Source organism: Glaciecola sp. SC05, assembly GCF_041380235.1.
Lineage (GTDB): Bacteria > Pseudomonadota > Gammaproteobacteria > Enterobacterales > Alteromonadaceae > Glaciecola.
In genome coordinates this window covers 27,494-49,481 of record NZ_JBGIYY010000015.1, presented here as the reverse complement: position 1 = coordinate 49,481, position 21,988 = coordinate 27,494, and the positions used below count along the sequence as shown (strand labels likewise).

Below are 21,988 nucleotides of genomic sequence, written 5' to 3'. Positions count from 1 at the left end.
TTACTTATCCTATGATTTAAGACCGACTTTGAAAGTCGGAAACAATTTGCCAACTCAGTGACTGCAGAGCGCTCGCAACATCTGGATCTAGGCCTGCTGTAAAAGGATTACCCAAAGGTGATTTTTGATAAAGACTGGCGTAAAAAACGCAGGCAGCGAGATACGTGCCAGCAACACTTGGGTGCTTCCACTCTTCGCGATAAGTAATTATGTTGCCCGCAGCAGTGTCTTCTATTCCCAATACATCTGGCACAAACAATTCCACATTAGGCAAGGCTTTAGCAGCTTGAGCAAAGGCTAAGCCTACCGGAACAAGATGCACATTATGCTTTTCAGCTTGCTCAATATAAGCCTCTGCTAATGCTTGCGACATTTTTGGGTCGTCTTTGTAGCCCCATGTCATAAATAAAATAGGCTCTAACCGATGGCCTCTGACAATATCAATAGCTTGCTTGAGGGAGCTTGTAAAGCGAGCCTGTTTGCTTTTTAGCACCGCTTCATTGCTGTGAGCTTGCAAAACCACCGCCTGCCATCCTAGTCGGTCATTGCTTAATGTTGCCTGCAATCCTTCTAGCTGCTCATGGATGTGGCCACCGGACAGGGTTTGCAGTCGTAATCGATTTTTTCCACGCTGCCAATTTCCCTCAGCTCGGATTAAGCTACCTAAATGATTATGGATACCGTTGTTATAAAAGCTAAAGCTATTGCCAACAAACAGGACTTTATCTAGGGTTTGCTTTTCCTCAGGTGCCTGTTCTGATGCAATGACGCTAAATGCTGTGCTTGCTAACAGTAAGAACACACTGCAAAGCAGATAAGCTAATCTTTGTGCGGTAGGATGCTTTAAAATCATTACAAGAATACCCATGGTGCAAGCCAAATAGAGACTATCGAGAGCAGAATCATACCAATAATATTAAGAATAGCACCTGCTTTTACCATCTGTGGAATGGTCAAAACGCCCGAGGCAAATACAATAGCGTTTGGAGGGGTGGCAACCGGCAGCATAAATGCACAACTTGCGGCTAATGTAATGGGAATACACAACAGCAGTGGTGAAACGCCTAATTCTAGTGCCACTGCAGCAACTACGGGTAAAAAGGTCGCGGCGGTGGCCACATTACTGGTCAATTCGGTCAAAAAAATCACTAAACCGGTAGCAGCGACCACTAACACAAATATGCCTAAACCGCCTAATGGCGTCAAACTTGAACCTAAATAAGTAGCCAGTCCTGAGCCTGATACAGCAGCTGCTAAACTCAATCCGCCACCAAACAATATTAGTACTCCCCACGGCAAGCGATGTACATTTTCCCACACCATAATTTGTGGTTGTTGTGGATTGCCGCTGGGCAACAGAAACAGCAATAGTGCTGCAGCCATAACAATGCCGGTGTCGCTTAAAAAGTCGATACCTAACCATGCCGAAATAGGGCGACGCAATATCCAAAATATCACGACTAAGGCAAATACGGTGGCAACCCGCTTTTCAGCAACTGACATTGGGCCGAGTTCATTTCTTAGCTTGATTAAGTATGCATTTACGGCCGGGTTTGCAGGAATATCGATTTTAAAGGTAAAGCGAGTAAGAGACAGCCAGGCTAGCGGCAGCATTACTAACATTACCGGGACACCTACTAGCATCCAACTGGCAAAGGTGATTTTAATGCCATAGTTGTCGCTTAAAAAAGCTGCTAATAAAGCGTTTGGCGGCGTGCCAACTAAGGTAGCCAGCCCTCCTATCGTTGCAGCATATGCAAGCCCAAGCAGCATGGCAACTTGAAATGCTTTGGTTTGTTTAGGTGATAAATGCGTGTTGTTGTCAGCGATGACTTTTGCGACCGATAACGCGATGGGCATCAGCATCATGGTGGTGGAGGTGTTGGTCATCCACATTGAAAGTAGCGCAGCAACCAGCATAAAGCCGCCAATCAGGCGTCGCCCATCGGTCCCGGTGACCGTTAAAATGGCTAACGCTATACGCTTGTGCAACATCCATTTTTCTACGGCAAGTGCCAGTATAAAAGCGCCTAAAAAAAGATAAATAATTGGGTTCGCATAGTGAGAAGTGGTTTCCGCCATGCTAGAGATAGTTAAAAATGGAAAGGTAACGATGGGTAAAAATGCGGTAACGGGAACTGAAACCGCTTCGGTTGCCCACCAAGTTGCCATCCAAATGCCCACCGCTGCCACCCGCCACGCGGCCGGCTCCATAGTGGTTTGTGATGCATCAAACAGCATCATGAATGCGAATAATAACGGACCTAAAATCAGCCCTATATCTTGATATCGCGCGCGCGCATGGTCGCTGACTTCAGCAGATTCCATTGTTACTCCTCAGTTACTTCCAACAAGCTCAAAGTGAAAAGCAGATGCCAAGGTCTGCCATCTGCTTTCACCTTAAATTTTCCTTGAATGCTTATAGGGCCCTAGAAGCGCGCTCTCACATCAAGATAGTAACTGCGGCCATAGTCTCTATGCGCGTCTGAAAAGAAACCAAAGAAACGGTCAGCCAGTGGCGCACGCTCGTCGGTTAAGTTTCTTACGCCTAATCGTACTCTAGTATCGACTTCACTTATATCGAAATTATAGTCGAAGGTAGCATTATAAGTCGTCATAGCTGGAATGATGTATTGAGTCCCGTCATCAAGAGTCAATGAACTTTGATAAAAACTACCAATACGGTTACCGCTCAAAGAAGCACCAAATCCGCTTTTACGCCACGATACCCTTGCTGAATGACGCTGCTCTTGATTCCCATCACGACCAATCAAATCGGCAAATCCGTCTACTGGGAAGCTAGCCGGGATTGCGCCGCTTTCTTGGGCTGCTACTATACGTGCTGAATCACCACCCGCTTCTTGTTCAAATTCTTCTAAAAACGAACCGTTATAGCTGAATCTGAATCTACCTAAATCAGTATCTAAGTTATAGTAAATACCCAAGTCAAAACCAGCCAGCGTGCGCGTATCAAGGTTCGCGTATTGGTCGTCTATGAATTGAATATCGCCAGCAGGGCAGATGCCAGCAGCCGTATATATGGCACTTTCACCGGCGTCCGCTGATTGACGTGTCACCGCTGGGTTAAAGGTGGCGCTACCACAGTTTGTGCCGCCATTTTCTAAGCGTAACAGTAGATCTAATAAGGTGTGGTTTTCTTCACCAAACAGACCAATGGTATTTTCTTTTTCTATCGACCAATAATCTAAGGTGATCGTAAGGTCTTCAACAGGGGTCAATACAATGCCTAGGTTAGTATTAACAGACTCTTCGGGCTCTAGATTTTCTGAGCCTTGAGCAATACGCTGTATTGAATTAACACAATCTAAGGTGTCTTGGTTTGGATCACCGCCAAATTCTGCTGCGTATAAGCAGGCAAAATCAGTACGCGTGTTATTTCGAGCAACAATACTTTCGTTAATGGTAATCAGGTTCGGTGCTCGAAATGCGGTTGACCATGAGCCTCGCAGCATAAAGTAGTCGGTTGGCTTCCACCCAAAGGCTAGCTTTCCTACGGTGGTGTCGCCTACATCAGAGAAATCTTCATAGCGAATCGCCGCTTGCACATCTAAGTTCTCTAATACAGGAATTTGCATTTCAGCAAAGAATGATATGACGCTGCGCTCACCACTGCTGTCTGGAGTAGGGCTTGAGTTGACTACGTCAGATACGAAGGGGTAGGTATCACCTTCAAAATCGGTAAAGGCGATGGTTCCGTCTAAGCGGTCATCTCTATCATCGATGAATGACTCTTCACGATATTCCATACCCGCTACAAAACCCACCGGTCCGGCAGGAAGCGTATAAATTTCCATATTGGCCATTTTAAAATCGACCGTTGTGAGTTCAGTTTCGTTGTTTCGAACAACATCCACAAGAGCGCGCTCGATATTCGAATCAACTCCGCCGCTAAAGGGGTTATAAGCTGCAGGCGTCGAGTCAAATAGTGCTTCGGTGATCAGCAAATTTGAAACGCGGTTGCGAGTTAAATCTTCTTTGGTCGCTTTGGAGTAAGTAAAAGCACCTTCCCAATCCCATTCACCCGTTGTGCCTCTAAAGCCTTGTAAGAATCTAAATGACTCACCGTCATTATCGACAATACGCGGTAACTCGGCAAAGCGATAGTTGTCTATGACCAGTTCTAAACCTTCGCAAGGCACATTAGGAATGAGGCTGGCGTCCAAGCGGTTAGGTGACCCACAGGGGCCAAAGGGGTTGTAATAGTTTTCTGCACCCACTCTCAATCTAGATGAGGTAAATGGCGCCGTGGCATGGCGTCTTAAATTGGTTTTGGCTTGGTATAAAGAAAACTCAGTAAAGCTCTCTACGCCATTTTTGAACTCATGATTTAAAAATAAGAAAAAGTTGGTCCGCTCTAACTCAGAGCTTAGATCACGGTCTGCATTCAGGTTGAGTCTGAAGGTTCCTTGGCCATCTCTGGCGCCACAGGTGGTGGCGTTAATATTGTATTGGCATCTCTCATCGCCAATAGGATAGGTTTCAAATTCGCCTGCGTTATCGGTAAACATCGAATTTAAACCAGCAGCAGAGGCGCTGCTGACAAGGTCAAATTGGCCAAATAGTGAATTGGCGGTATCGTTTCTAAAGCGTATATCGCCTTCCCATAGTGAGCCCTCTGGAATGCGACTGCGGAAATCTGAATCTGCCCAGCGCGGGTCGTCTTGTGAATTAACTCGGTCACGACTGAAGTAACTACCAAACATGCTGATGTTAGTGCGCCCGCCGTTGAAATCTTTACCCCACTCTACCGTTAAGGTCTGCGTTTCGCGCGGAATATTGTCGTACCCAGCTAGGCGGCCTGTGATATTAAATCCCACAAAGTCAGATTTTAAGACATGGTTAACTACGCCGGCTACCGCATCTGCGCCATAGATCGCCGACGCGCCATCGCGAAGCACTTCCACGCGGTTAAGACCATGCACCGGTATGGTGTTGACGTTAACCGAGCTAACCGGTACAAAACTACCGCCGACTTCTTCAGTTTGATATGCGGCAGAGTTGACCATTCTGCGACCGTTTAGCAGCACGAGGGTATTACCTGTGCCTAAGTTGCGCAGGTTATAGGTACCAACATCACCGCGGGCGGCATTGACGCCACCGCCAATGTTTTCTGCTTCGTTAAAAAAGTTTTGGCCATTTTCTGGAATCAGTTGGAGCAGGTCATCTATAGAGTCAATGCCTAGCTGACCAATTTCTTCAGCGCCAATTACCGAGACTGCCAATGTATCGGCTACTGGTCCGCCTCTAAGGTTTGAACCAACTACGCTGATTTTTTCGACTTCTTCACCGTCTGGTGGAGGAGCATCTTGTGCATATGCGCCGGCTGAAACGGCAAGTGCGACCGCTAAGGAAATTTTGCTAAGTGTTTTTGTTTTGCGCAAGGTATTCAATTTGAATGTGTTCATCTAGTTACCTATTATTTTTTTGAGTGTGTTTTGTGTATGTGAAGCTATTTAATATATAAACGCACCATAACAGAAAAACCCCTATAAAAATTTACAATTAATTTACACATTGGGATATTGACAAAATTAGTGCGTATAAATTACCTCGTAAAATGTAATTATTTGAGGTCTTTGATGTGCTGTGTTGTATGCTGTCAAATTGCTTATTTGAAAAGGAAATATGGCTAATACACCTTCTTGCAAGGAAGCATATGACGTATCGACGGTTAGTAGCTGATCATAATGATTCTGACAGTGTCTTAAACTATCTGTAAAGGCACAAAAGACAGAACAAAACCAAGCGAAATGATACCGATAACTAAATTGTACGCCCATTCAGGAGCGGCTACTTCAACACGCTGATCTTGTAATAAAGGTCCATCATTCCTCGACTTTTTGGCAGCGCGCTTCGGAAATGGCAAGATTTTAGAAGGTTCTAGCATGTGTTCGGCGTGTTTTAAGCAGGATGTTTTGGCCCATAATTCGGACACTTGTGCGAAAGCCATTTGGTGCACGGGATCTTTGTCTAACCAAGCATAAAAGCCCAGTTGGGTCTCCAGTAACGGGGTTGATGGCCGATAATCGACGGCTTGCGTATCATCTGCGTCTAGTGCTGCTACCCAAAAAGCGGCTTGGTCGATAACGTCATCGCTAATTTCGGTGCCGGTCCAATCGTCAATATTCATTGCATTTACGCTCGTTTCTTTTCCATTGATGAGGCTTTGATATGCTGTTTAACGATGTATTGGCGACATAGCTTTAGCCCTTTTGCTAAATGATTCTCGACGGTTTTAGTTGAAATGCTGAGCATTTGTGCAATGTCTGTATGACTTTTTCCGTACAGTTTACGGTGAATAAACACCTGTCGGCAGATAGGCGGGAGATGATTGACGGCTTCTAGCATCAATTGTGTTTGATGGTCATTTATCACTGTAGACTCGATACTTTTGATGCTCGCGTTAGCTTGCTTTAGCCGTTCTATTTCGTGAAACTTTTCTCTTACTTTTTTATGACGAATACGCGACAAGGCCATGTTTTTGGCAATTACAAAGGCCAGTGGTTTCATTGCAAATAGGCTTTCACGAAAGTTATCAAAACTATTGTTTTTTTGGATAAGAAGAAACACTTTAAGCAGTGCCTCTTGAGCAACCTCTTCGCCCTCAACATCACCAATAAGAGGTGCTAAGGTATCAATGATCCGATAAAACACCGCATCGTGGAATTCTGAAAATATCACATCTGTCTGCTGCGCTTTGCAGGTTTCAATCATCGAGGGAATGCCTTATGAATTGCCCAGTATCAAAGAGTTTTTTTAAAATATACGCCTTAGCGTATAACAATGGCAAGCAATTATTGAGTGCTGTCGCAGCTTTACCTAAGGCTTATTACGTAAACCAATGCCTAGTGCGGTTTGCAAACCAGACCAGCGAGAGCATCACGGGCACTTCCACCAACACACCAACAACGGTTGCAAGCGCTGCTCCTGAATGCAGACCAAACACTGAAATAGCCACTGCCACTGCGAGCTCAAAGAAGTTAGAGGTGCCAATCATACCGGCGGGGGCCGCCACATTGTGAGGCAGCTTCAAGCGCTTTGCCATGTAGTAGGCAATCGCAAAAATACCATAGGTTTGAATCAGCAAGGGAATGGCAATTAACACGATGGCTTCTGGCTTTGATAAAATTGTCTGCGCCTGAAAACCGAATAACAATGCCACGGTAGCCAGTAAACCAATAATCGACCAAGGCTTCATCTTTGCTAGAAACGAGTTTATTTTTGAATGGTCATTACCGTTATCTAACTTTTTACGAGTAAGCGCTCCTGCGATCAAAGGAACCAGTACATATAGCATTACCGACAATATCAAGGTATCCCACGGCACGGTAATATCGGTCACTCCAAGCAGTAAACCTGCAATGGGTGCGAAGGCAAAAATCATAATGATGTCATTAATTGATACTTGTACTAAGGTGTAATTAGCATCACCTTTGGTCATTTCACTCCATACGAATACCATGGCAGTACAAGGGGCAACACCGAGTAAAATCATACCCGCGATATATTCAGTCGCGGTTGCCGGATCAACCCAGTCGGCAAACAACACTTTGAAAAATAGCCAGCCAAGAAAGGCCATAGTGAAGGGTTTGATTAACCAGTTAATTACCAGGGTCAATGCTAAACCTTTGGGCTTTTTACCCACATCTTTGATGGATGAAAAGTCGACTTGCACCATCATTGGGTAAATCATTAACCAAATGAGTACTGCAATGACAACATTTACATGCGCAAACTCAAAGTTAGCAATTACCGCAAAAGCGTCTGGCACGGTGGTCCCAGCAATAATGCCGACAATGATGGCAAGGCCAACCCATACCGATAAGAAACGTTCAAACAAGCCCATAATTACCTCATTTTATTGATGCTAGGAGTATCAAAAAGACGCTTTTCAATATTAGGCATAGATGTATCTTGCATTCTCATAGGTGCACACCTATCTCAGCTAGCGCTGATTTAAGTGCATCTTTATCTAAATCTTGGGTAGCGATACGTTTGAGCTTTTGCACTCGCTCTGCGATTTCATCAATGCAGGCTATAAACCCTTGTTCAACTTGTGCCTCATCACCCTCGATTTTAGATGGGTCGCTCAAGCCCCAATGCACTTTTAGGCTATTGCCAAAATATAATGGACACGCTTCGTCTGCCGCAGAATCGCATACCGTTATCACCACATCAGGCTGAAAATCTTCAAAGTCATCCCACGACTGGCTTTGTAAACCGTTAATCGCATAACCAGTTTGTGTTAGATACTTTAGCGATAAAGGATGTACTTCACCCACAGGTTGGCTACCTGCACTTTTTGCCTGAATAATATCTCCAGCAATTTGGTTGGTGATGGCTTCAGATAAGATACTTCGGCACCGGTTATGCGTGCAAATATAAAGAATTTTCATTGTTGTTGGCCTTAGCTTAACAGCAAGAGAAGGTTAAAGATCGCGATGAAACTAACTTTTTTAGCGCATCACCAAAATAGCTATCGTTGTGCTTAGCAGCACTTAAAATAACCTCATGCGCCCATACAGGAAGCTCTGGATGCAGTTTATAAAATACCCATTTACCCCGCCTTTCATCCACAACAATGCCGCATTTACGCAGTTGTGCTAAATGACGAGATGTTTTGGGTTGGTCAAGTTGGAGTGCTTCCATTAAGTCGCACACGCAGGCTTCGTTTGTCTTTGCAATCAATAGAAGTGACTTGAGCCGTGTGTCGTCAGCAAGACACTTGAAGAACGTACATGGGTTCATAATGTACACATGTGATAAATAACATATGTGGAATATCACATATATAGGTATAAAGGTAAAGCACCTATTTATACAGAGTTCTAGTTATTTATTAAATTCTAGGTTTAGGTGCTTTTTTAGCAAGGCTTATGGGTCGCAGGAGTTACATTTATTTGCAAGAAATAAGGTGCGCATTGAACAGGCTGACGCACCTTATTTTGATATGAAGTTGTGTCTTCGCTCAGCTAATGGTGCCGTTAACTATCGGAGCGAAGGCGGTAAGTGAATCCATCAAATTAGCATTCCCTAAGCCGTTGTTCGGCAGGACTTCTGACATTCGCCCCTGTTCACCATGCAGTGCAAGGTAGTTAAGCACTACGGTTTCCACCAAAAGATTAACATTATTGGCTGCAGGAGTGGCGGCGGTTTCTACGCTACCGTCGCGGCGCATAAAGCCCAGCTGTTGATGCATGGCTTGCTGTGCTTCATTTGCGCCTATTAGCTGTGGCGTGCCGTTGGGGTTATAGACCAAAAAGAATGAACCCGCGGTAGATGAGTTGTCACCGGTCCAAACGCCTTTGCCGCGTCCGTCTACAGAGTCATCTATCATGCCGTTGCTGAATACTGAGCCGTCACTGCATACGTACATCATCAATGGCATGCCGAGCCGCGCCGCGTATTCCAACACAGCACCCATACAGCGCCCTGCACGTAAATCACGCACTTCGCCGGTGGCGCGATTGCCCACATGGTAATCGTAGCCACCCATGGTGATCGTGCCGGCGCCCGCAAAGCCATTCATAACCAATTTCATCACTGAGGCCGTCTTTTGAAACTCGCGATCAGAGGCAAACTCGTCTGCGCTAAATATGCCGCCCTCGCCAACAATTAATGGGTCTGCGGCAGGGTTTAATGTATTGGGATCGCCAAATCTGTCGGTAATATCCGCGCTCTTTACGTAGCCACAGCGTACAAGGTCTTTGATTACTTCATCGTTGGTTATTTGTGTGCTGACTTTGTTTAGTTTCATATCTGATATGCGCTGAATCGATTCCATTACAGCTACCGAATCATCTTGACTTAATAGTCCTACCAAATCTCCGGTATCAACTAGCCCGGTAACGTCAGAAGGACGGTCTACCTTGGTCGGGCGTTTAGATGGGTCCATTAAATTCAAGGGTGCAACAGAGTTGCCACCAGAGTCTGAGTTGCGCGAACCGATTAAGGTTAGCAACGAACCATCTGCTCCGGCTTTGTTAATGCCGTACATCGGGTTATGTGGATTGTTGCCAGTATCATTTTCTGAGCGGGCGGGGATCACCGCACCATTTACATTTGCTCGGTTCATGACTGACAGTTTGTCTTGAATGCCTCGTAAAAAGCCCGAGTCAGCATGAAATGCTAAGCCAAGTTCTGTATTAATAAAATCAGATAAGCCACTGTCTGGGTTGGCAATAGAAGGCACCATGTCGCCGGGTAACCCCTGTCGGGAATAGCCTTGAGTGCTTAAAAAGTCCAGTTGACCGCCGCGGCCACCAATCAACACATTTGAGCCGGCTATGTTTGCACCACCGGCTAAATCAAACACAATAAAGGGTATTTTACCGGCACCTTGTGCGGCGATACCGCAGCTTTGTTTAAGTGCCTCTAAATCTGATGATAAAGACGCATTAGCCTGACGAGGATTGGCAAACATGCTTAGCACCGATGCTCCTGCCAGTAGCCCTGCTCCGGCACAAAAGCCCTGTGATATAAACTCTCTGCGGGTGACAGGTTTTGCATGGTCGTTATGGTAAAGCGCTTCGTCTTTACCGTGTGCCTTTTGCACGGCTCTGGCGACTGACGCAGTCTTTTTTGAGGTAAAGCTATAGGTTTTTTTCATGACATAATTCCTATTGTAAGACCACTACGGCACTGCCTAACAGCGCTGCGCAGCTGGCTTTTACCACGGTTTTCGTTGTCTCGGCGTTACATGAATTTTGATTAGCGCATACGCTGAGCCTGTCAATTAAATTACTGACCTCGTTATATACATCGTCTTGTTCTGGTTGAGTGCTTATTCCGGCCCCCAACATACGCTGATTAAGTGGGTTAATAATCGCGTCTTTCATCGCGCCTGAAAAACCGTTATTGGCATTGGCGTTAAAATTCATGTCTGGGAAATAACTGGCTCGCAGCGAGGTGTCTTCGACTAAAGCATCGCAGTACTTAATTGACAGCTGTGTAATGGCCATTTGGTTAGAGGTCAAAAAACTGTCTAGACTGCTGACGCTCGGCAATTGCTGGCGAAGTTGAGTATAGGTTGCGCGAACCTCAGGATTGTTGATGCTAACGGTTGTGAGCGCCGACATACTGGCATAAATTTCGTCAAAGTTCCGAACCCCTATGACCGATTGAGCGTCGATATCTTGCGCCTCTGTGGCAATGGGGACTTGCGCCGCTGTCCTCTGTGACTGCGCGTCGCCAAGTACCTCAAAGGTCAAAAAGAACTCATCAAGCTCAGGGCCTTTTTGCAGTGGTATAATGGTTCCCTGTGATGATATCGGCTTGCCACCTAGCTCATTAGAACTGCTTGCGTCCACACTCAGATTTAGGGTTGCAAACACCTGACCGGTTTTTTCTTCACGACCATTGATGCCAATCCGCATTCCGGTAAGGGTGATACCGTCTAAGTTGGCATTTTCATCTAGACTGACCATGAAGGGTTCAGTAAACAAATAGCTAAAGCTGTCAAATTGACTGACTTCAAATACCACATAGCTTTCAGCCACATTAACGACTTCACTAATGCCAAACATCACATAGAATTTCTGACCGATACCCGCGTCAAAATTACTTGCAACTTGCTCGCTGGTTAATATGCGATTATGCATGGCAACCATGCGTACGGTGCCAGCGAAAGGAGAGCGGCCACTGACTTCACTGCCAATTACAAAAGCAAAGGTATCGTCCCAAGTATTTAACACGCTTCCTTCGATACGGTCGTTATCGCCGGTTTCTTCGCCGTTCACAAATATTTTGCGTCCACCGTTTCCATCGTAGTTAACTACCACGTGCTGAAGCGCTGCCTGTAAGTCCTCGTCAGCATTTGCGGTATTTAGGGCGGGCTCGCCATTGCTGTCGGTATTATCGTTGCGAACCAACGCGTTATAGTTATAAAGGGTTTGCCCTAACATAAAGTTACGTCTGTCATCGCCACCTGAGTAACTAATAATTCGAGCAGGCCCTTCTTGAATCACATTCGCTGGTGCCACCCATGCTTCAATGGCAAATTCTCCGGTGGCAACAATTAGGTCATGTAATTTTTTACTATTAGCGGTGGAACCTTGCGCCTTACCGCCATTAAGCTGGATGCCCCAACCGCCTACCCAATCATAATTTCCTGATAGTGTTAAGTCGATTGCCGGTGAAACGCCGCTGGTATCAAATGCGGTATTGCCAAAGCCAGTTTTAAATTCCCATTTTGCAATCAGGTTTGATTCAAAACGACCGCCACCGCTAGCTAATGTGCCTTCAAATAAACCAACCGCGTTTGAAGAAACCAAGTTGCTGTCAAGCTCAGTCACTTCAATGGCATCTGCCATAGTGGCAATGGCGTTTGTGAGTGTAAGACTGTCTGCTGCACAATCGTCCCAGCAGTTATGAAACTCGTCCCGTACTCTGGCAACTAAACGGCTTTCAGCGGGTACATCAAGATTGAGTTTAGAAATCGCGGCCAAATAGGCTTCGGTTACATCGCTAGAGCCGATGAAAGGAGAAATAGGTATAGATGCGCTTGACTGATGACATTCGCTACAATAGGTTTCCAGTAACGGGTATACGTTGCTTGCAAACAGCGCTGGGGACGCAGGGAAATTTTTGTTGGCGCCAACGGTTCTAGCTTCAGGTGCTTCTAGGGTAATGGTGGTGGCAGATTCATCGGTTTCAATCCAAGCATCGAGCCAGTTGATCATAATGTCTCTGCAGGCGTTGTTGCTGGTAAGCCAGCAGTTGTGACCACCGGCGACTTTTGTCACCAATAGTGAATCGGGTACAGAGCCTTTGTTAACTAATGTGTTTACGATGGCGTAGGCTTCATTCACATCATCGTTGCGAGCAAAGAATGGTGACTGTTCGCCTTGCACATGACATGAGCCACAGGTGCTTTTTGTGGCTAGGTTATCCCATACATTGATTTTAAAGTTTTGCACATCGGTAGTGGCTGATGCGGGGCCGTTATAGTTGCTAACCGGCTCATTCGTTGGCGGTGGAACAGGCGTTTCTTGAACCTGGGTGTCACCGCCACCACCGCATGCGGTGATCAATAGAATACTGGTGCACAGGGCAAAAGCTGAAATAATCGGTCTCATGGCTATTCTCCTGCGCAATAAGTGGCGGTTTGTGCAAAGACTTCTTTGACGCGATATCCTGAGCTCATAAAGTCATTGGTGGCAGACGCGATAAGCGCTCTGTCGGCAGCGTTTTGCGGGCGTCTTAAACACACGTTTTCAAATACTTTAGTGACTTGGCATGAGGCAAATTTTTTGCTATTTGCGAGCTCTTCACCCATGCTTTTAGCGCCATAGCCAAAGCCGCTAAGTTGCTCAGACCAGCCAAGAGTTTGATTGATACCCTCGCGCCAATAGTTGTCCCAGCGATCATCGCCAATGACAAAGCCAAATGGAAAATTATTACTGTTAATACGGTGTTTAGCGGTTACGCGAGAGTTGGTCTGCGGGTCGTTTTGCCCTTCGCTGTTGTAGATAATACGGCCATTTTCGCCCTCAGGGTCGGAGCCTACATTGTACTCGTATTCATAGTAAGCAAAGGCTTGGGCAAGAGGATCCATACCGTTATGGCAACCCGCGCAGGAGTTTGCAAAAATGCGGCTATCACCACCAGGACTGCGGCTTAAATCTTGTCGAATGCGGTCAGGGGGTAAACTGGTATCTTTAAGCTGCTCTAAGTCTGTGCACAAGTGGTTCATCAGCGTAAAGCGCAGCATTGCACGGTTGGTGCCGTCTTTAAAAAATGACTTGGCGGCGCCGCGAGTGGTCATCACGCCGGCAGTTGCTTGTGGAGGCAATCCGCTTACGGCAGACTGGGTGTTTTGCACTAATGCGCTAGACAAGTCGATGCCGTTATTCTCTAAACTCTCATAGTGGTCGTTATTATTTAAACTGTAGGCAGGTATGCCAGAAACGCCTTGCGCTACATATACAATGTCACCCATTAAAATTTCGCGAAAGTCGATGTCGTCACGCACGATCCCAATCACCGTAGCGGTGTAATCATTCAATGGCGCAAATACATCGGCTTCTTCGTTAGTCCATGGCGTGACCCAGTTTTTTAAGGTGACGTTGTAAAAAGAAGGTGATTGCATGGCAAGGTAGGCGGCCTGTTCGGGATTGCCTTGGGTAATTAAATCGGCCATTTCTTCTAAGGTAAGCTGCGTGCCGGGAACACCTGCCAAACGGTCGTGCATCCGCTTTGCCTGAGTGAGCGAGTCAGCATGGACGTTGGCACTAAATGCTAACATTGCACTAAGTCCTGCAGCCGCTACTCTTTTGCCGTACCTCTTTTTCAGAGATCTGTTGGTATGTTGAGTAACAATAAAATTTTGCATGACTAACTCCTCTTTTCCTCATTTATACACACATTAAGCATTCATTTAGTTATCGCGTTGAGGCGTAGGGTGTACTTTTTGATAACCATCTCGATAACACGCTTTTTGCGTCTTACAAGTCTTTATCGCCTTAATGTGCTTTGTGCACGACTTTTTATTTCTGCATGTTTTTGTATTTGCGCTTTTTGGGTACTGACGCGGTCTGTTGCTGCCTTTACAAGAAACGTGCCCTTTATTTAAGATATTGATTTTATGAGTATTATTTATGTGAGCATGATGTTGTATCCAAGAAAATCCTAAAGATCAGTCGCAAATATTCCACATAGAAAGGGCTAAACGATGGTTTTTAAAGAAGTTTTGAATATAAAATTTATATATTTCAATAGTTTATGTTTTTTTAGAGTCTTTTTGATTGAGGTGACGCTTAACACCCGCGTCTGCTAAATGATAAAAGTTTTATAACTAATAAATATAATCAAATGTTTTTAATAACCCTTTTGCGGGGTTGCGCTTATCTCACTTAGTTATCAAATTACATGCCTAAATATAAATGGCGAAATTGTGCCATGACCTCAACGCTGTCAATGTACTCCAAGCAATAACTCAAATTGTTTGGATCAAAATTGGCTGTCATGCTGCTGAATAGAGCTGCTATATAATTTCAAAATCAGCTTAGTATTCGCCGCTCGTCGTTGAATCGCGACACTAGCAAAATTCAAGTTGCTGCCGTTATCCTTATAGTGATGTTCTTTTACATGGCTAAGCGAACACACATTGCATTTAAAGGTCGCTCTATGAAAAATATTTTTCGATTGGTCATAACACTCAGCTTGCTTACCCTGCTATGGGCCTGCGGCGGCTCCGTTGTGTCTAACGAGGAACAAGAGCCAGATCCCATTGTTGTCGATATACCTATTGCGTATATTGAACGCCAGCTTTCAGTCTCAGAGGGCGAGCCGGCTCGCGATTTAACTCAGCCGGCTGAATTCATTCCGGGTGCATCGCTGATTATCAAGGAGAGGGCAAGCGCTTCGGCTGCCATCATAGATCTTACTCCACGGTTACTTACATTAATCATTGGCGATGACGCCACCCCTACGGATCAAAATGGCGACCCACTGCAAGTCGATATCAAAGACTTAGAGCGCGATTACACCGGCACACGTTTAATCTTTGCCGCAAGAGGGCCTGAGTTAAACGGCATGGATGAACTACCCAGCTGGAATATATACGAATACGAGCTTGGCACTGACACTTTATCTAGGCCGATTGCCTCCGACAGATTAGCTGAGGCAGGAGACGATACCGGACCGGTTTACCTTGCCGATGGACGGATAGTCTTCAGCTCAACCCGTCAACGTGGTAATCAGGCTCGGCTGTTAGATGAGGGTAAGCCTCAATATGCTGGCCTAGAAGAAGGCTTGGATGTGCCCGCGTCGGTGCTTCATATTATGGAAAGCGATGGCAGCAACATCTCGCAAATCTCGTTCAATCAAAGCCATGATCTCGATCCAAGCGTTTTGCCGAACGGAAAAATACTATTTAGCCGGTGGGACCAAGCCGGTTCAAATAAAGGCTTTAATCTGTATCAAATGAACGCTGATGGCAGTGACTTAACCTTAATGTATGGTCGTCACAGTCATGGCTCTGTACCCGGTCTTAATGATGTGCAATATGCCAACACAAGCGTGACCCCTGAGGGCAAAGTGTTAATGGGTATCAACTCGTTTTCGACGCCATTATTTGGTACCCAGTACATCAGTATTGACATTGATGGCTTTGTAGACAACATGCGTCCCATTGACAGTATGCAGAGCCTTAGCGGACCAGCCCAAGCCAATATTCTGTTTGATAGCATTGATTTAGCGGCAGATATTTCACCTGGAGGTTACATTAATGCGCTTTACCCGCTTTGGGATGGCAGTGGCAGGATCATATTTAGCTGGTCGCAGTGCCTGCTCTATCAGCCCCTTCCAGAAGGCGCTGATGCCAGTGCTGCCCGCACTATTGCGCCGTGTTCGGATGATAATCTGGCAAATCCTGAGTTTGAAGTAGCCCCATCTGTATACGGACTGTGGATGTTTGACCCCGGTGCTGAAGAAGCAGGACAAAACAGCCAAAGTACGCAGCTTCCGCTGACCATTGCACAAGAGCTTACCGCAATTAGCGAAGTGGTTGCCATGGAGAGTCGACCGTTTCCCGCTAATCCAGACAGCACTATTGACCGCAGCAACTTAGCCTTGATAGATGGCGGGTTAGGTGTGCTGCATATTCAAAGCGTATATGACATAGACGGCAGCGATACCACCGCTGCTGGCCTAGTGGCAATGAGTGATCCTCTGCAAACACCAGCGAGCCAACGACCTGCTCGATTTTTAAGAGTGGTTAAAAGCGTGTCTATTCCAGACGAAGAGGTATTGGATTTTGACAATAGCGCCTTTGGCCGCTCTCGCGATCAACTGATGCGCGAAATTGTTGGATACACGCCGATTCAACCTGACGGCTCAGTAGAAGTCGCCATCCCTGCAAATATCCCCTTTAGTATTTCAGTGGTTAATGCGAGCGGTAAACGAATTTCTCAGCGCCACCAAAACTGGCTACAGCTTATGCCCGGTGAGCAAAAAAGCTGTATAGGTTGCCATACTAGCAACAGCGTTGCGCCCCACGGTCGAATTGACGCACAGCCAATGTCAATAAATGCTGGGGCACCTAATACTGGCGTGCCTTTCCCAAATACTAACCCAGAGTTGTTTGCAGATTTAGGCGAAACCATGGCACAAACCCTCACGCGAGTGCGTGGCCTGCAGACGCTCTCACCGGATATTTCTTTCGAAGATATCTGGGCAGATCCTACTTCGCAGACGCCGGCTGAGTCATTTACCTATGCTTACGCTGATTTGCAAACCGCATTGCCAGTAACTGCCGCCTGCGCGCAAAATTGGACGCCAATTTGCCGCTCGGTGATTAATTACCCTGACAGTATCGCACCGATCATCGATTTGCCGCGCATTGTAGCTGATGAGTTAGGCAATGTGCTGCAAGATAATACCTGCAGTTCATGTCATTCGCCCGCTGACTCTGAAGGTCTGCTTCAAGTACCGCTCGCCCAGCTAGATTTAAGCAATACACCGTCAAGCGATGACCCTGATTTGCTTACTAGCTACCGCGAACTGATGTTCAATGACAATCAAGTCGAAATTGTGGAAGGCGCGTTGCTAGACAGGCTAGTGCCGGTGCTTGACCAAAATGGCGACCCAGTATTTCTGGTAGACGAAGACGGCGAATTAATTTTAGACCCTGAAGGCAACCCAATTCCCATAACTCAGACGGTTGGGGTAAGAGCAAGTATGAATACTCAAGGGGCATTGGCAAGCGGTACGTTTTTTGCAATGTTTGAAAGTGGCAGCCATCAAGGATGGTTATCACCGTCAGAACTTAGATTAATTGCAGAGTGGTTGGATATAGGTGGACAGTATTATAACAATCCTTTTGATGCACCCGAGGACTAATTAACACATGGGATCTTGCGTGTTTGCTCGGTGGCGAGCCAGCTTAATTTTTATTATTTTTGCGCTTCATATGCAAGGGCATGCAGACGAACTGAATGTGGTAGTGACCAGTCCATTTATTGACGTTCATACTGGTCCTGCGAGTGAATACCCCGTTTTTCATGTGGTAAGCAAGGGTGAAAACGTCGAGATTTTGATGTCGCGTACTGGATGGTACAAAGTGCGTATCGATGGCCGCGGCGAGAAAACCCTTGAGGGCTGGATTAGACAAGAAAGCTTGCTTGAGACGGCCTTGCCAGATGGCAGTGGCTTGATGGCATCGTCAGGAACCTTTGATGATTATCAAACCCGCGATTGGGAAATCAGTATCGCCGGCGGTGTACTAGACAATATTTCGGCAATGACGCTGGTGGGCACATGGGTATGGACCCGTAACTTGAGCGTTGATGCAAGTTATACCCAAGCCTTAGGGGATTTCTCAGATAACAAAATATGGTCGATACGCATGCGTCACACCCTGTTTCCGGGCTGGAAGATCAGCCCATATTTAGCCATAGGCACGGGTGAAATTCGCACGCAGCCTCGTGCAAACCTGGTGCAAAGCGGCAATGAAATAAGAAAGTCGAGTCATTATGAAGTGGCTGCTGGCGTTCGTTATTACCTGACCAGAAGCGTGCTTCTAAGAGCAGAGTACCGTTCTTTATTGGCTTTGACCGACCGCGACGAACAAGAACGACTGGACCAGTGGATGCTGGGTGCCAGCGTGTTTTTTTAATATTAGGACATTGCAAATGCATCGAATCATTTCAGCTTTTAGCAAAACAAATACCCTCACCGCGCCGCGCGTTATGGTTTCGGCAAGTCTAACGTTGACGGCATTATTGGTAGCGATGGCCTTAAGTTTATCAGTGGTATCAAATGCCCAAGCTCAGGCCTCGAGCAATGCACAAAGCCCAGATATTGACCCAAATATTGAGCGTCGAGACATCAAAGAGTTTGATATTGACTCTGAAAATATCGAAGTAACGGCCTTTGCCGGCGTGATCAGTATCGAAGATTTTGAATCCAATGTGATTTATGGCGCGCGGATTGCCTACCACGTCAACGAAAACCTGTTTATCGAAGGCACTTATGGAGCCACCACTGCAGGTGAGACAAGCTTTGAAGTGCTTTCAGGCGGCGCCCCGTTTTTAACCGAAGCACAGCGAGATTATAGCTACTACGATGTGTCTTTGGGCTACAACTTTAATGGTGAGCTATTTGTCACGGATAACTTGGTGCTTAACACTGATTTGTACCTAACGTTAGGTGCAGGCAGCACCGAATTTGGAGGAGACGAACGTTTCACGCTGTCAGCGGGTGCCGGCTACCGACTCCTATTGACCGATTTTTTTGCGGTGCGCTTAGACGTTCGCGACCACATTTTCAACAGCGATATAATTGGCGCCGAAAAGAACGTACAAAATTTAACTTATACCATATCCACATCTTTTTTCTTTTAGATTAAGGGCCTTAGATAATTACTTGGCGGTTTTAAATACCACGCAAATACATAGGGCACATACACCGTTAATAAGAGAGAGTTTTTATGAAAAATATGCAGTATCTCAAGCTTCAAAATGTCAGCAAATTCGCTCAAAGCATTAGCGCCTGCAGCGTGCTGTTAGCGCTTATTTTGTCAAGCTCAAGCGCGTTGGCCAGTGAACCAGCGCTGGCTCCTGACTTTACCTTAAAGAGTAAAGAGAGCGGCAACATTCGCCTTTCGGAACAGCGCGGCAACATTGTAATGGTCAATTTCTGGGCCTCTTGGTGCGGTCCATGTCGAGAAGAGCTGCCTGAAATGGAAGAAATTTATCAAGAGTATCGAGATTTAGGCTTTGAAATATTAGCCGTAAATGTAGATGACCATCCTGATAAGGCAAATGTTTTACTCGATGACATAGAAGTGTCATTCCCCGTGCTTTACGACACTGATGGTAACGTTAGTCAGCTATATGACGTCAATGCCATGCCCACCACGGTAATCATTGATCGTGACGGCAATCAACGTTTACTCCATCTTGGATATCGTAAGGGCGATGAAGTGAAATACGAAAAAGCCATCAAAATGCTGATGCGGGAGGAATAGTAATGCGAATGACTAAATTAAAAACCCTAGCTCTACTGCTAGCAGGTCTAAACCTAGGGGGCTGTGCTTCCACCTTTGACAATATGGATGACAGTTGGCAGTTGGCAAGCATTGAACCTTGGGTTAAGCCTTTTGAACGCAGTAATTTAGCTGACCCTATTATGAGCATGAACCGCAACCCTATTGCACTGTCTTTTGCAAAACACGTCAATGAGTCTCGTGAAGGCGCCAGAGGTGCTGATGGTGGCGCTGGCGGTGGCTGTGGGTGTAATTAATGATCTTTTGCGCTAACCGCAAGATTGCTGTTATTTGCTTACTGACCTGCGCTACTCTTGCAACGCTGAGTCAGGCAGCAGTGCTGCCCGAAGACCGATCGGACGTGATGTACCATCGTTATGAAGGCGATGGTGTGACGATTGACGGACCGGCGGTGCTACTCAGAAAAGCCATCGGTACTCAGGTTTCGGTATCAGCCAACTACTACGTAGATACGGTGTCGGGAGCGTCTATTGATGTCAGGGCAACCGCTTCGCCTTATCAAGAAGAGCGCAAAGAAACCACGGTAGGTACCGATTTTTTGCATGAGAAAACACTGCTCAGCGTCAGTATGACCAACAGCAGCGAAAACGATTTTGAAGCTAATTCTGTTTATGTAGGCGTCAGCCAAGACTTTTTTGGTGATCTATCGAGCATCTCACTGTCATATTCTAAAGGGTGGGATGAAGTCGGTCGACGTGGCGATGAGTCCTTCTCTGAAGAGGCTGATCGACAAAAATTTGGCTTCGGTTTGACCCAAGTGCTAACCAAAAGCCTAATTGTTGGGTTTAATGCCGAGCATATTTCAGACGAAGGTTATCTCAACAACCCATACCGAAGCATTCGTTTTATTGATCCTGATGCTGCGCGAGGCTTTAGTTTTGTCACTGAGACTTATCCCAATACGCGCTCGTCTAACGCTTACTCGGTAAATGCCAATTACTACTTACCCTATCGAGCCGCTATTTATGCGGATGCTCGTGTATACAGTGACTCTTGGGGCATTGAAGCCAACAACTTCCGCTTTGGATATCTGCATCCCCACAATGGCTTTTTGCTAGACGTATTTGTGCGTTATTACTCCCAAGAAGCTGCCGATTTTTACCAAGATATTTTCCAGCGTGAAGACCAGTTTAACTTTATGGCACGGGACAAAGAAATGAGCACGTATACCGGCTTAACCGTGGGCATTGGTTTAAGCTACGAATGGCAATTTTCGCAGACTGCGACGATCAAGAAAAGCAGCATCAATTTTGAATATGACTATATGAACTTCGATTACGAAGATTTCCGTGACGTCACCGCCGAAGGCCCAATTGGTGAGGAGCCTTTATTTGGCTTTTCTGCGAGTGTGTTCAAGATCTATGGCTCAATATGGTATTAACTATGAAACAAACGAACGCTACACAATCAATCGCTAACCATCGCTATTTGTCAAAACTAGTCAATGCGCTATGTATGACCTGCTTGATCTTGTTTGGATCGCTTGCTCATGCACAAAACAATGAGCAAAGCGACCTAGCGCAAGAGATAGAAAGCCTCAAACAAGCCATGATCAACCTCAACCGAGACTTGTTTATTTTAGAGGAAGACTTACTGTTTCCTGCCTCTACACAGGTCGCGGTGTATTTATCGATGGATATCGGGGAATATTTTGCTTTAGATTCGGTAGAGCTCAAAATCAATAACGAAGTTGCTACGCATTATTTATACACTGAACGTCAGGTAAATGCGCTATATAGAGGCGGAGTACAGCGACTGTATGTCGGTAACGTAGGTCAAGGTGAGCATGAGCTAACGGCATTCTTTATTGGTATTGGCCCTGAGGGCAGAGAATACAAACGAGCAGTCAATCTAAGTTTTAGTAAAACCGATGAGCCGGTTGCCATTGAGCTGGAGGTTGTTGATTCCAGCAGTAAGCAGCAGCCGCAGTTTACCGCGCAAACCTTATAGATGAGTGGA

18 protein-coding genes are annotated in these 21,988 nt (G+C 46.0%); 7 read left to right on the top strand and 11 right to left on the bottom strand.

Going from position 1 to position 21,988, the window contains the following annotated elements; all coding sequences use genetic code 11:
• Positions 1-16: 16 nt before the first annotated feature.
• The 11 genes from AB9H30_RS13945 to AB9H30_RS13895 all read right to left on the bottom strand — a co-directional run bounded on the left by AB9H30_RS13945 (position 17) and on the right by AB9H30_RS13895 (position 14,266).
• Entirely contained in the window at positions 17-853 is an 837-nt protein-coding gene (locus AB9H30_RS13945) for a DUF4886 domain-containing protein (protein ID WP_371195304.1), read from the bottom strand.
• Positions 853-2,328, bottom strand: a complete 1,476-nt coding sequence (locus tag AB9H30_RS13940; protein ID WP_371195303.1) for a DASS family sodium-coupled anion symporter — start codon at positions 2,326-2,328, stop codon at positions 853-855. Before AB9H30_RS13940 ends, AB9H30_RS13945 begins: the two co-directional genes overlap by 1 nt.
• Positions 2,329-2,429: 101 nt before the next feature.
• Positions 2,430-5,426 carry a TonB-dependent receptor domain-containing protein gene (locus AB9H30_RS13935; RefSeq protein ID WP_371195302.1) on the bottom strand — a complete coding sequence of 999 codons (2,997 nt, stop codon included), beginning with the start codon at positions 5,424-5,426 and terminating at the stop codon, positions 2,430-2,432.
• A 299-nt stretch (positions 5,427-5,725) separates the two neighbouring features.
• Positions 5,726-6,151 carry a FecR/PupR family sigma factor regulator gene (locus tag AB9H30_RS13930; RefSeq protein WP_371195301.1) on the bottom strand — a complete coding sequence of 142 codons (426 nt, stop codon included), beginning with the start codon at positions 6,149-6,151 and terminating at the stop codon, positions 5,726-5,728.
• Between the two features lie 5 nt (positions 6,152-6,156).
• Positions 6,157-6,735: an RNA polymerase sigma factor gene (locus tag AB9H30_RS13925; RefSeq protein WP_371195300.1), complete on the bottom strand. Its 579-nt coding sequence runs from the start codon at positions 6,733-6,735 to the stop codon at positions 6,157-6,159.
• A 115-nt stretch (positions 6,736-6,850) separates the two neighbouring features.
• A complete protein-coding gene (arsB, locus tag AB9H30_RS13920; protein WP_371195299.1) occupies positions 6,851-7,867 on the bottom strand; it encodes an ACR3 family arsenite efflux transporter in 1,017 nt (338 codons plus the stop codon).
• A 76-nt stretch (positions 7,868-7,943) separates the two neighbouring features.
• Complete coding sequence (locus AB9H30_RS13915) at positions 7,944-8,417, bottom strand: arsenate reductase ArsC (protein WP_371195298.1); 474 nt, start codon at positions 8,415-8,417, stop codon at positions 7,944-7,946.
• A 16-nt stretch (positions 8,418-8,433) separates the two neighbouring features.
• Positions 8,434-8,769, bottom strand: a complete 336-nt coding sequence (locus AB9H30_RS13910; protein ID WP_371195297.1) for a metalloregulator ArsR/SmtB family transcription factor — start codon at positions 8,767-8,769, stop codon at positions 8,434-8,436.
• A gap of 220 nt (positions 8,770-8,989) precedes the next feature.
• Complete coding sequence (locus tag AB9H30_RS13905) at positions 8,990-10,630, bottom strand: hypothetical protein (RefSeq protein ID WP_371195296.1); 1,641 nt, start codon at positions 10,628-10,630, stop codon at positions 8,990-8,992.
• A gap of 10 nt (positions 10,631-10,640) precedes the next feature.
• The gene (locus AB9H30_RS13900; protein WP_371195295.1) at positions 10,641-13,097 is read right to left on the bottom strand and encodes a LamG domain-containing protein; all 2,457 of its coding nucleotides are present in this window, start codon (positions 13,095-13,097) and stop codon (positions 10,641-10,643) included.
• A gap of 2 nt (positions 13,098-13,099) precedes the next feature.
• Positions 13,100-14,266, bottom strand: a complete 1,167-nt coding sequence (locus AB9H30_RS13895; RefSeq protein ID WP_371195370.1) for a hypothetical protein — start codon at positions 14,264-14,266, stop codon at positions 13,100-13,102.
• Between the two features lie 881 nt (positions 14,267-15,147).
• On the opposite strand from AB9H30_RS13895, the gene AB9H30_RS13890 reads away from it, so the two are divergent.
• The 7 genes from AB9H30_RS13890 to AB9H30_RS13860 all read left to right on the top strand — a co-directional run bounded on the left by AB9H30_RS13890 (position 15,148) and on the right by AB9H30_RS13860 (position 21,979).
• On the top strand, positions 15,148-17,862 hold the full coding sequence (locus tag AB9H30_RS13890) for a hypothetical protein (RefSeq protein ID WP_371195294.1): 2,715 nt from the start codon (positions 15,148-15,150) through the stop codon (positions 17,860-17,862).
• A 7-nt stretch (positions 17,863-17,869) separates the two neighbouring features.
• Positions 17,870-18,637 (top strand): SH3 domain-containing protein, encoded by a 768-nt coding sequence (locus AB9H30_RS13885; protein WP_371195293.1) that lies wholly within the window; start codon positions 17,870-17,872, stop codon positions 18,635-18,637.
• Between the two features lie 16 nt (positions 18,638-18,653).
• The gene (locus tag AB9H30_RS13880) at positions 18,654-19,364 is read left to right on the top strand and encodes an outer membrane beta-barrel domain-containing protein (RefSeq protein WP_371195292.1); all 711 of its coding nucleotides are present in this window, start codon (positions 18,654-18,656) and stop codon (positions 19,362-19,364) included.
• Between the two features lie 86 nt (positions 19,365-19,450).
• Positions 19,451-19,990, top strand: coding sequence for a TlpA disulfide reductase family protein (locus AB9H30_RS13875; RefSeq protein WP_371195291.1), 540 nt, complete (start codon positions 19,451-19,453; stop codon positions 19,988-19,990).
• A gap of 2 nt (positions 19,991-19,992) precedes the next feature.
• Positions 19,993-20,265 carry a DUF4266 domain-containing protein gene (locus AB9H30_RS13870; protein WP_371195290.1) on the top strand — a complete coding sequence of 91 codons (273 nt, stop codon included), beginning with the start codon at positions 19,993-19,995 and terminating at the stop codon, positions 20,263-20,265.
• Positions 20,265-21,410 (top strand): DUF3570 domain-containing protein, encoded by a 1,146-nt coding sequence (locus AB9H30_RS13865; RefSeq protein WP_371195289.1) that lies wholly within the window; start codon positions 20,265-20,267, stop codon positions 21,408-21,410. Before AB9H30_RS13870 ends, AB9H30_RS13865 begins: the two co-directional genes overlap by 1 nt.
• A gap of 2 nt (positions 21,411-21,412) precedes the next feature.
• Complete coding sequence (locus AB9H30_RS13860; RefSeq protein WP_371195288.1) at positions 21,413-21,979, top strand: hypothetical protein; 567 nt, start codon at positions 21,413-21,415, stop codon at positions 21,977-21,979.
• Positions 21,980-21,988 lie beyond the last annotated feature (9 nt).

Bases quoted from the DNA above. Each gene is read 5' to 3' on its own strand.
- AB9H30_RS13945 (WP_371195304.1), bottom strand. From the start codon at position 853: ATGATTTTAAAGCATCCTACCGCACAAAGATTAGCTTATCTGCTTTGC.
- AB9H30_RS13940 (WP_371195303.1), bottom strand. From the start codon at position 2,328: ATGGAATCTGCTGAAGTCAGCGACCATGCGCGCGCGCGATATCAAGAT.
- AB9H30_RS13935 (WP_371195302.1), bottom strand. From the start codon at position 5,426: ATGAACACATTCAAATTGAATACCTTGCGCAAAACAAAAACACTTAGC.
- AB9H30_RS13930 (WP_371195301.1), bottom strand. From the start codon at position 6,151: ATGAATATTGACGATTGGACCGGCACCGAAATTAGCGATGACGTTATC.
- AB9H30_RS13925 (WP_371195300.1), bottom strand. From the start codon at position 6,735: ATGATTGAAACCTGCAAAGCGCAGCAGACAGATGTGATATTTTCAGAA.
- arsB (WP_371195299.1), bottom strand. From the start codon at position 7,867: ATGGGCTTGTTTGAACGTTTCTTATCGGTATGGGTTGGCCTTGCCATC.
- AB9H30_RS13915 (WP_371195298.1), bottom strand. From the start codon at position 8,417: ATGAAAATTCTTTATATTTGCACGCATAACCGGTGCCGAAGTATCTTA.
- AB9H30_RS13910 (WP_371195297.1), bottom strand. From the start codon at position 8,769: ATGAACCCATGTACGTTCTTCAAGTGTCTTGCTGACGACACACGGCTC.
- AB9H30_RS13905 (WP_371195296.1), bottom strand. From the start codon at position 10,630: ATGAAAAAAACCTATAGCTTTACCTCAAAAAAGACTGCGTCAGTCGCC.
- AB9H30_RS13900 (WP_371195295.1), bottom strand. From the start codon at position 13,097: ATGAGACCGATTATTTCAGCTTTTGCCCTGTGCACCAGTATTCTATTG.
- AB9H30_RS13895 (WP_371195370.1), bottom strand. From the start codon at position 14,266: ATGTTAGCATTTAGTGCCAACGTCCATGCTGACTCGCTCACTCAGGCA.
- AB9H30_RS13890 (WP_371195294.1), top strand. From the start codon at position 15,148: ATGAAAAATATTTTTCGATTGGTCATAACACTCAGCTTGCTTACCCTG.
- AB9H30_RS13885 (WP_371195293.1), top strand. From the start codon at position 17,870: ATGGGATCTTGCGTGTTTGCTCGGTGGCGAGCCAGCTTAATTTTTATT.
- AB9H30_RS13880 (WP_371195292.1), top strand. From the start codon at position 18,654: ATGCATCGAATCATTTCAGCTTTTAGCAAAACAAATACCCTCACCGCG.
- AB9H30_RS13875 (WP_371195291.1), top strand. From the start codon at position 19,451: ATGAAAAATATGCAGTATCTCAAGCTTCAAAATGTCAGCAAATTCGCT.
- AB9H30_RS13870 (WP_371195290.1), top strand. From the start codon at position 19,993: ATGCGAATGACTAAATTAAAAACCCTAGCTCTACTGCTAGCAGGTCTA.
- AB9H30_RS13865 (WP_371195289.1), top strand. From the start codon at position 20,265: ATGATCTTTTGCGCTAACCGCAAGATTGCTGTTATTTGCTTACTGACC.
- AB9H30_RS13860 (WP_371195288.1), top strand. From the start codon at position 21,413: ATGAAACAAACGAACGCTACACAATCAATCGCTAACCATCGCTATTTG.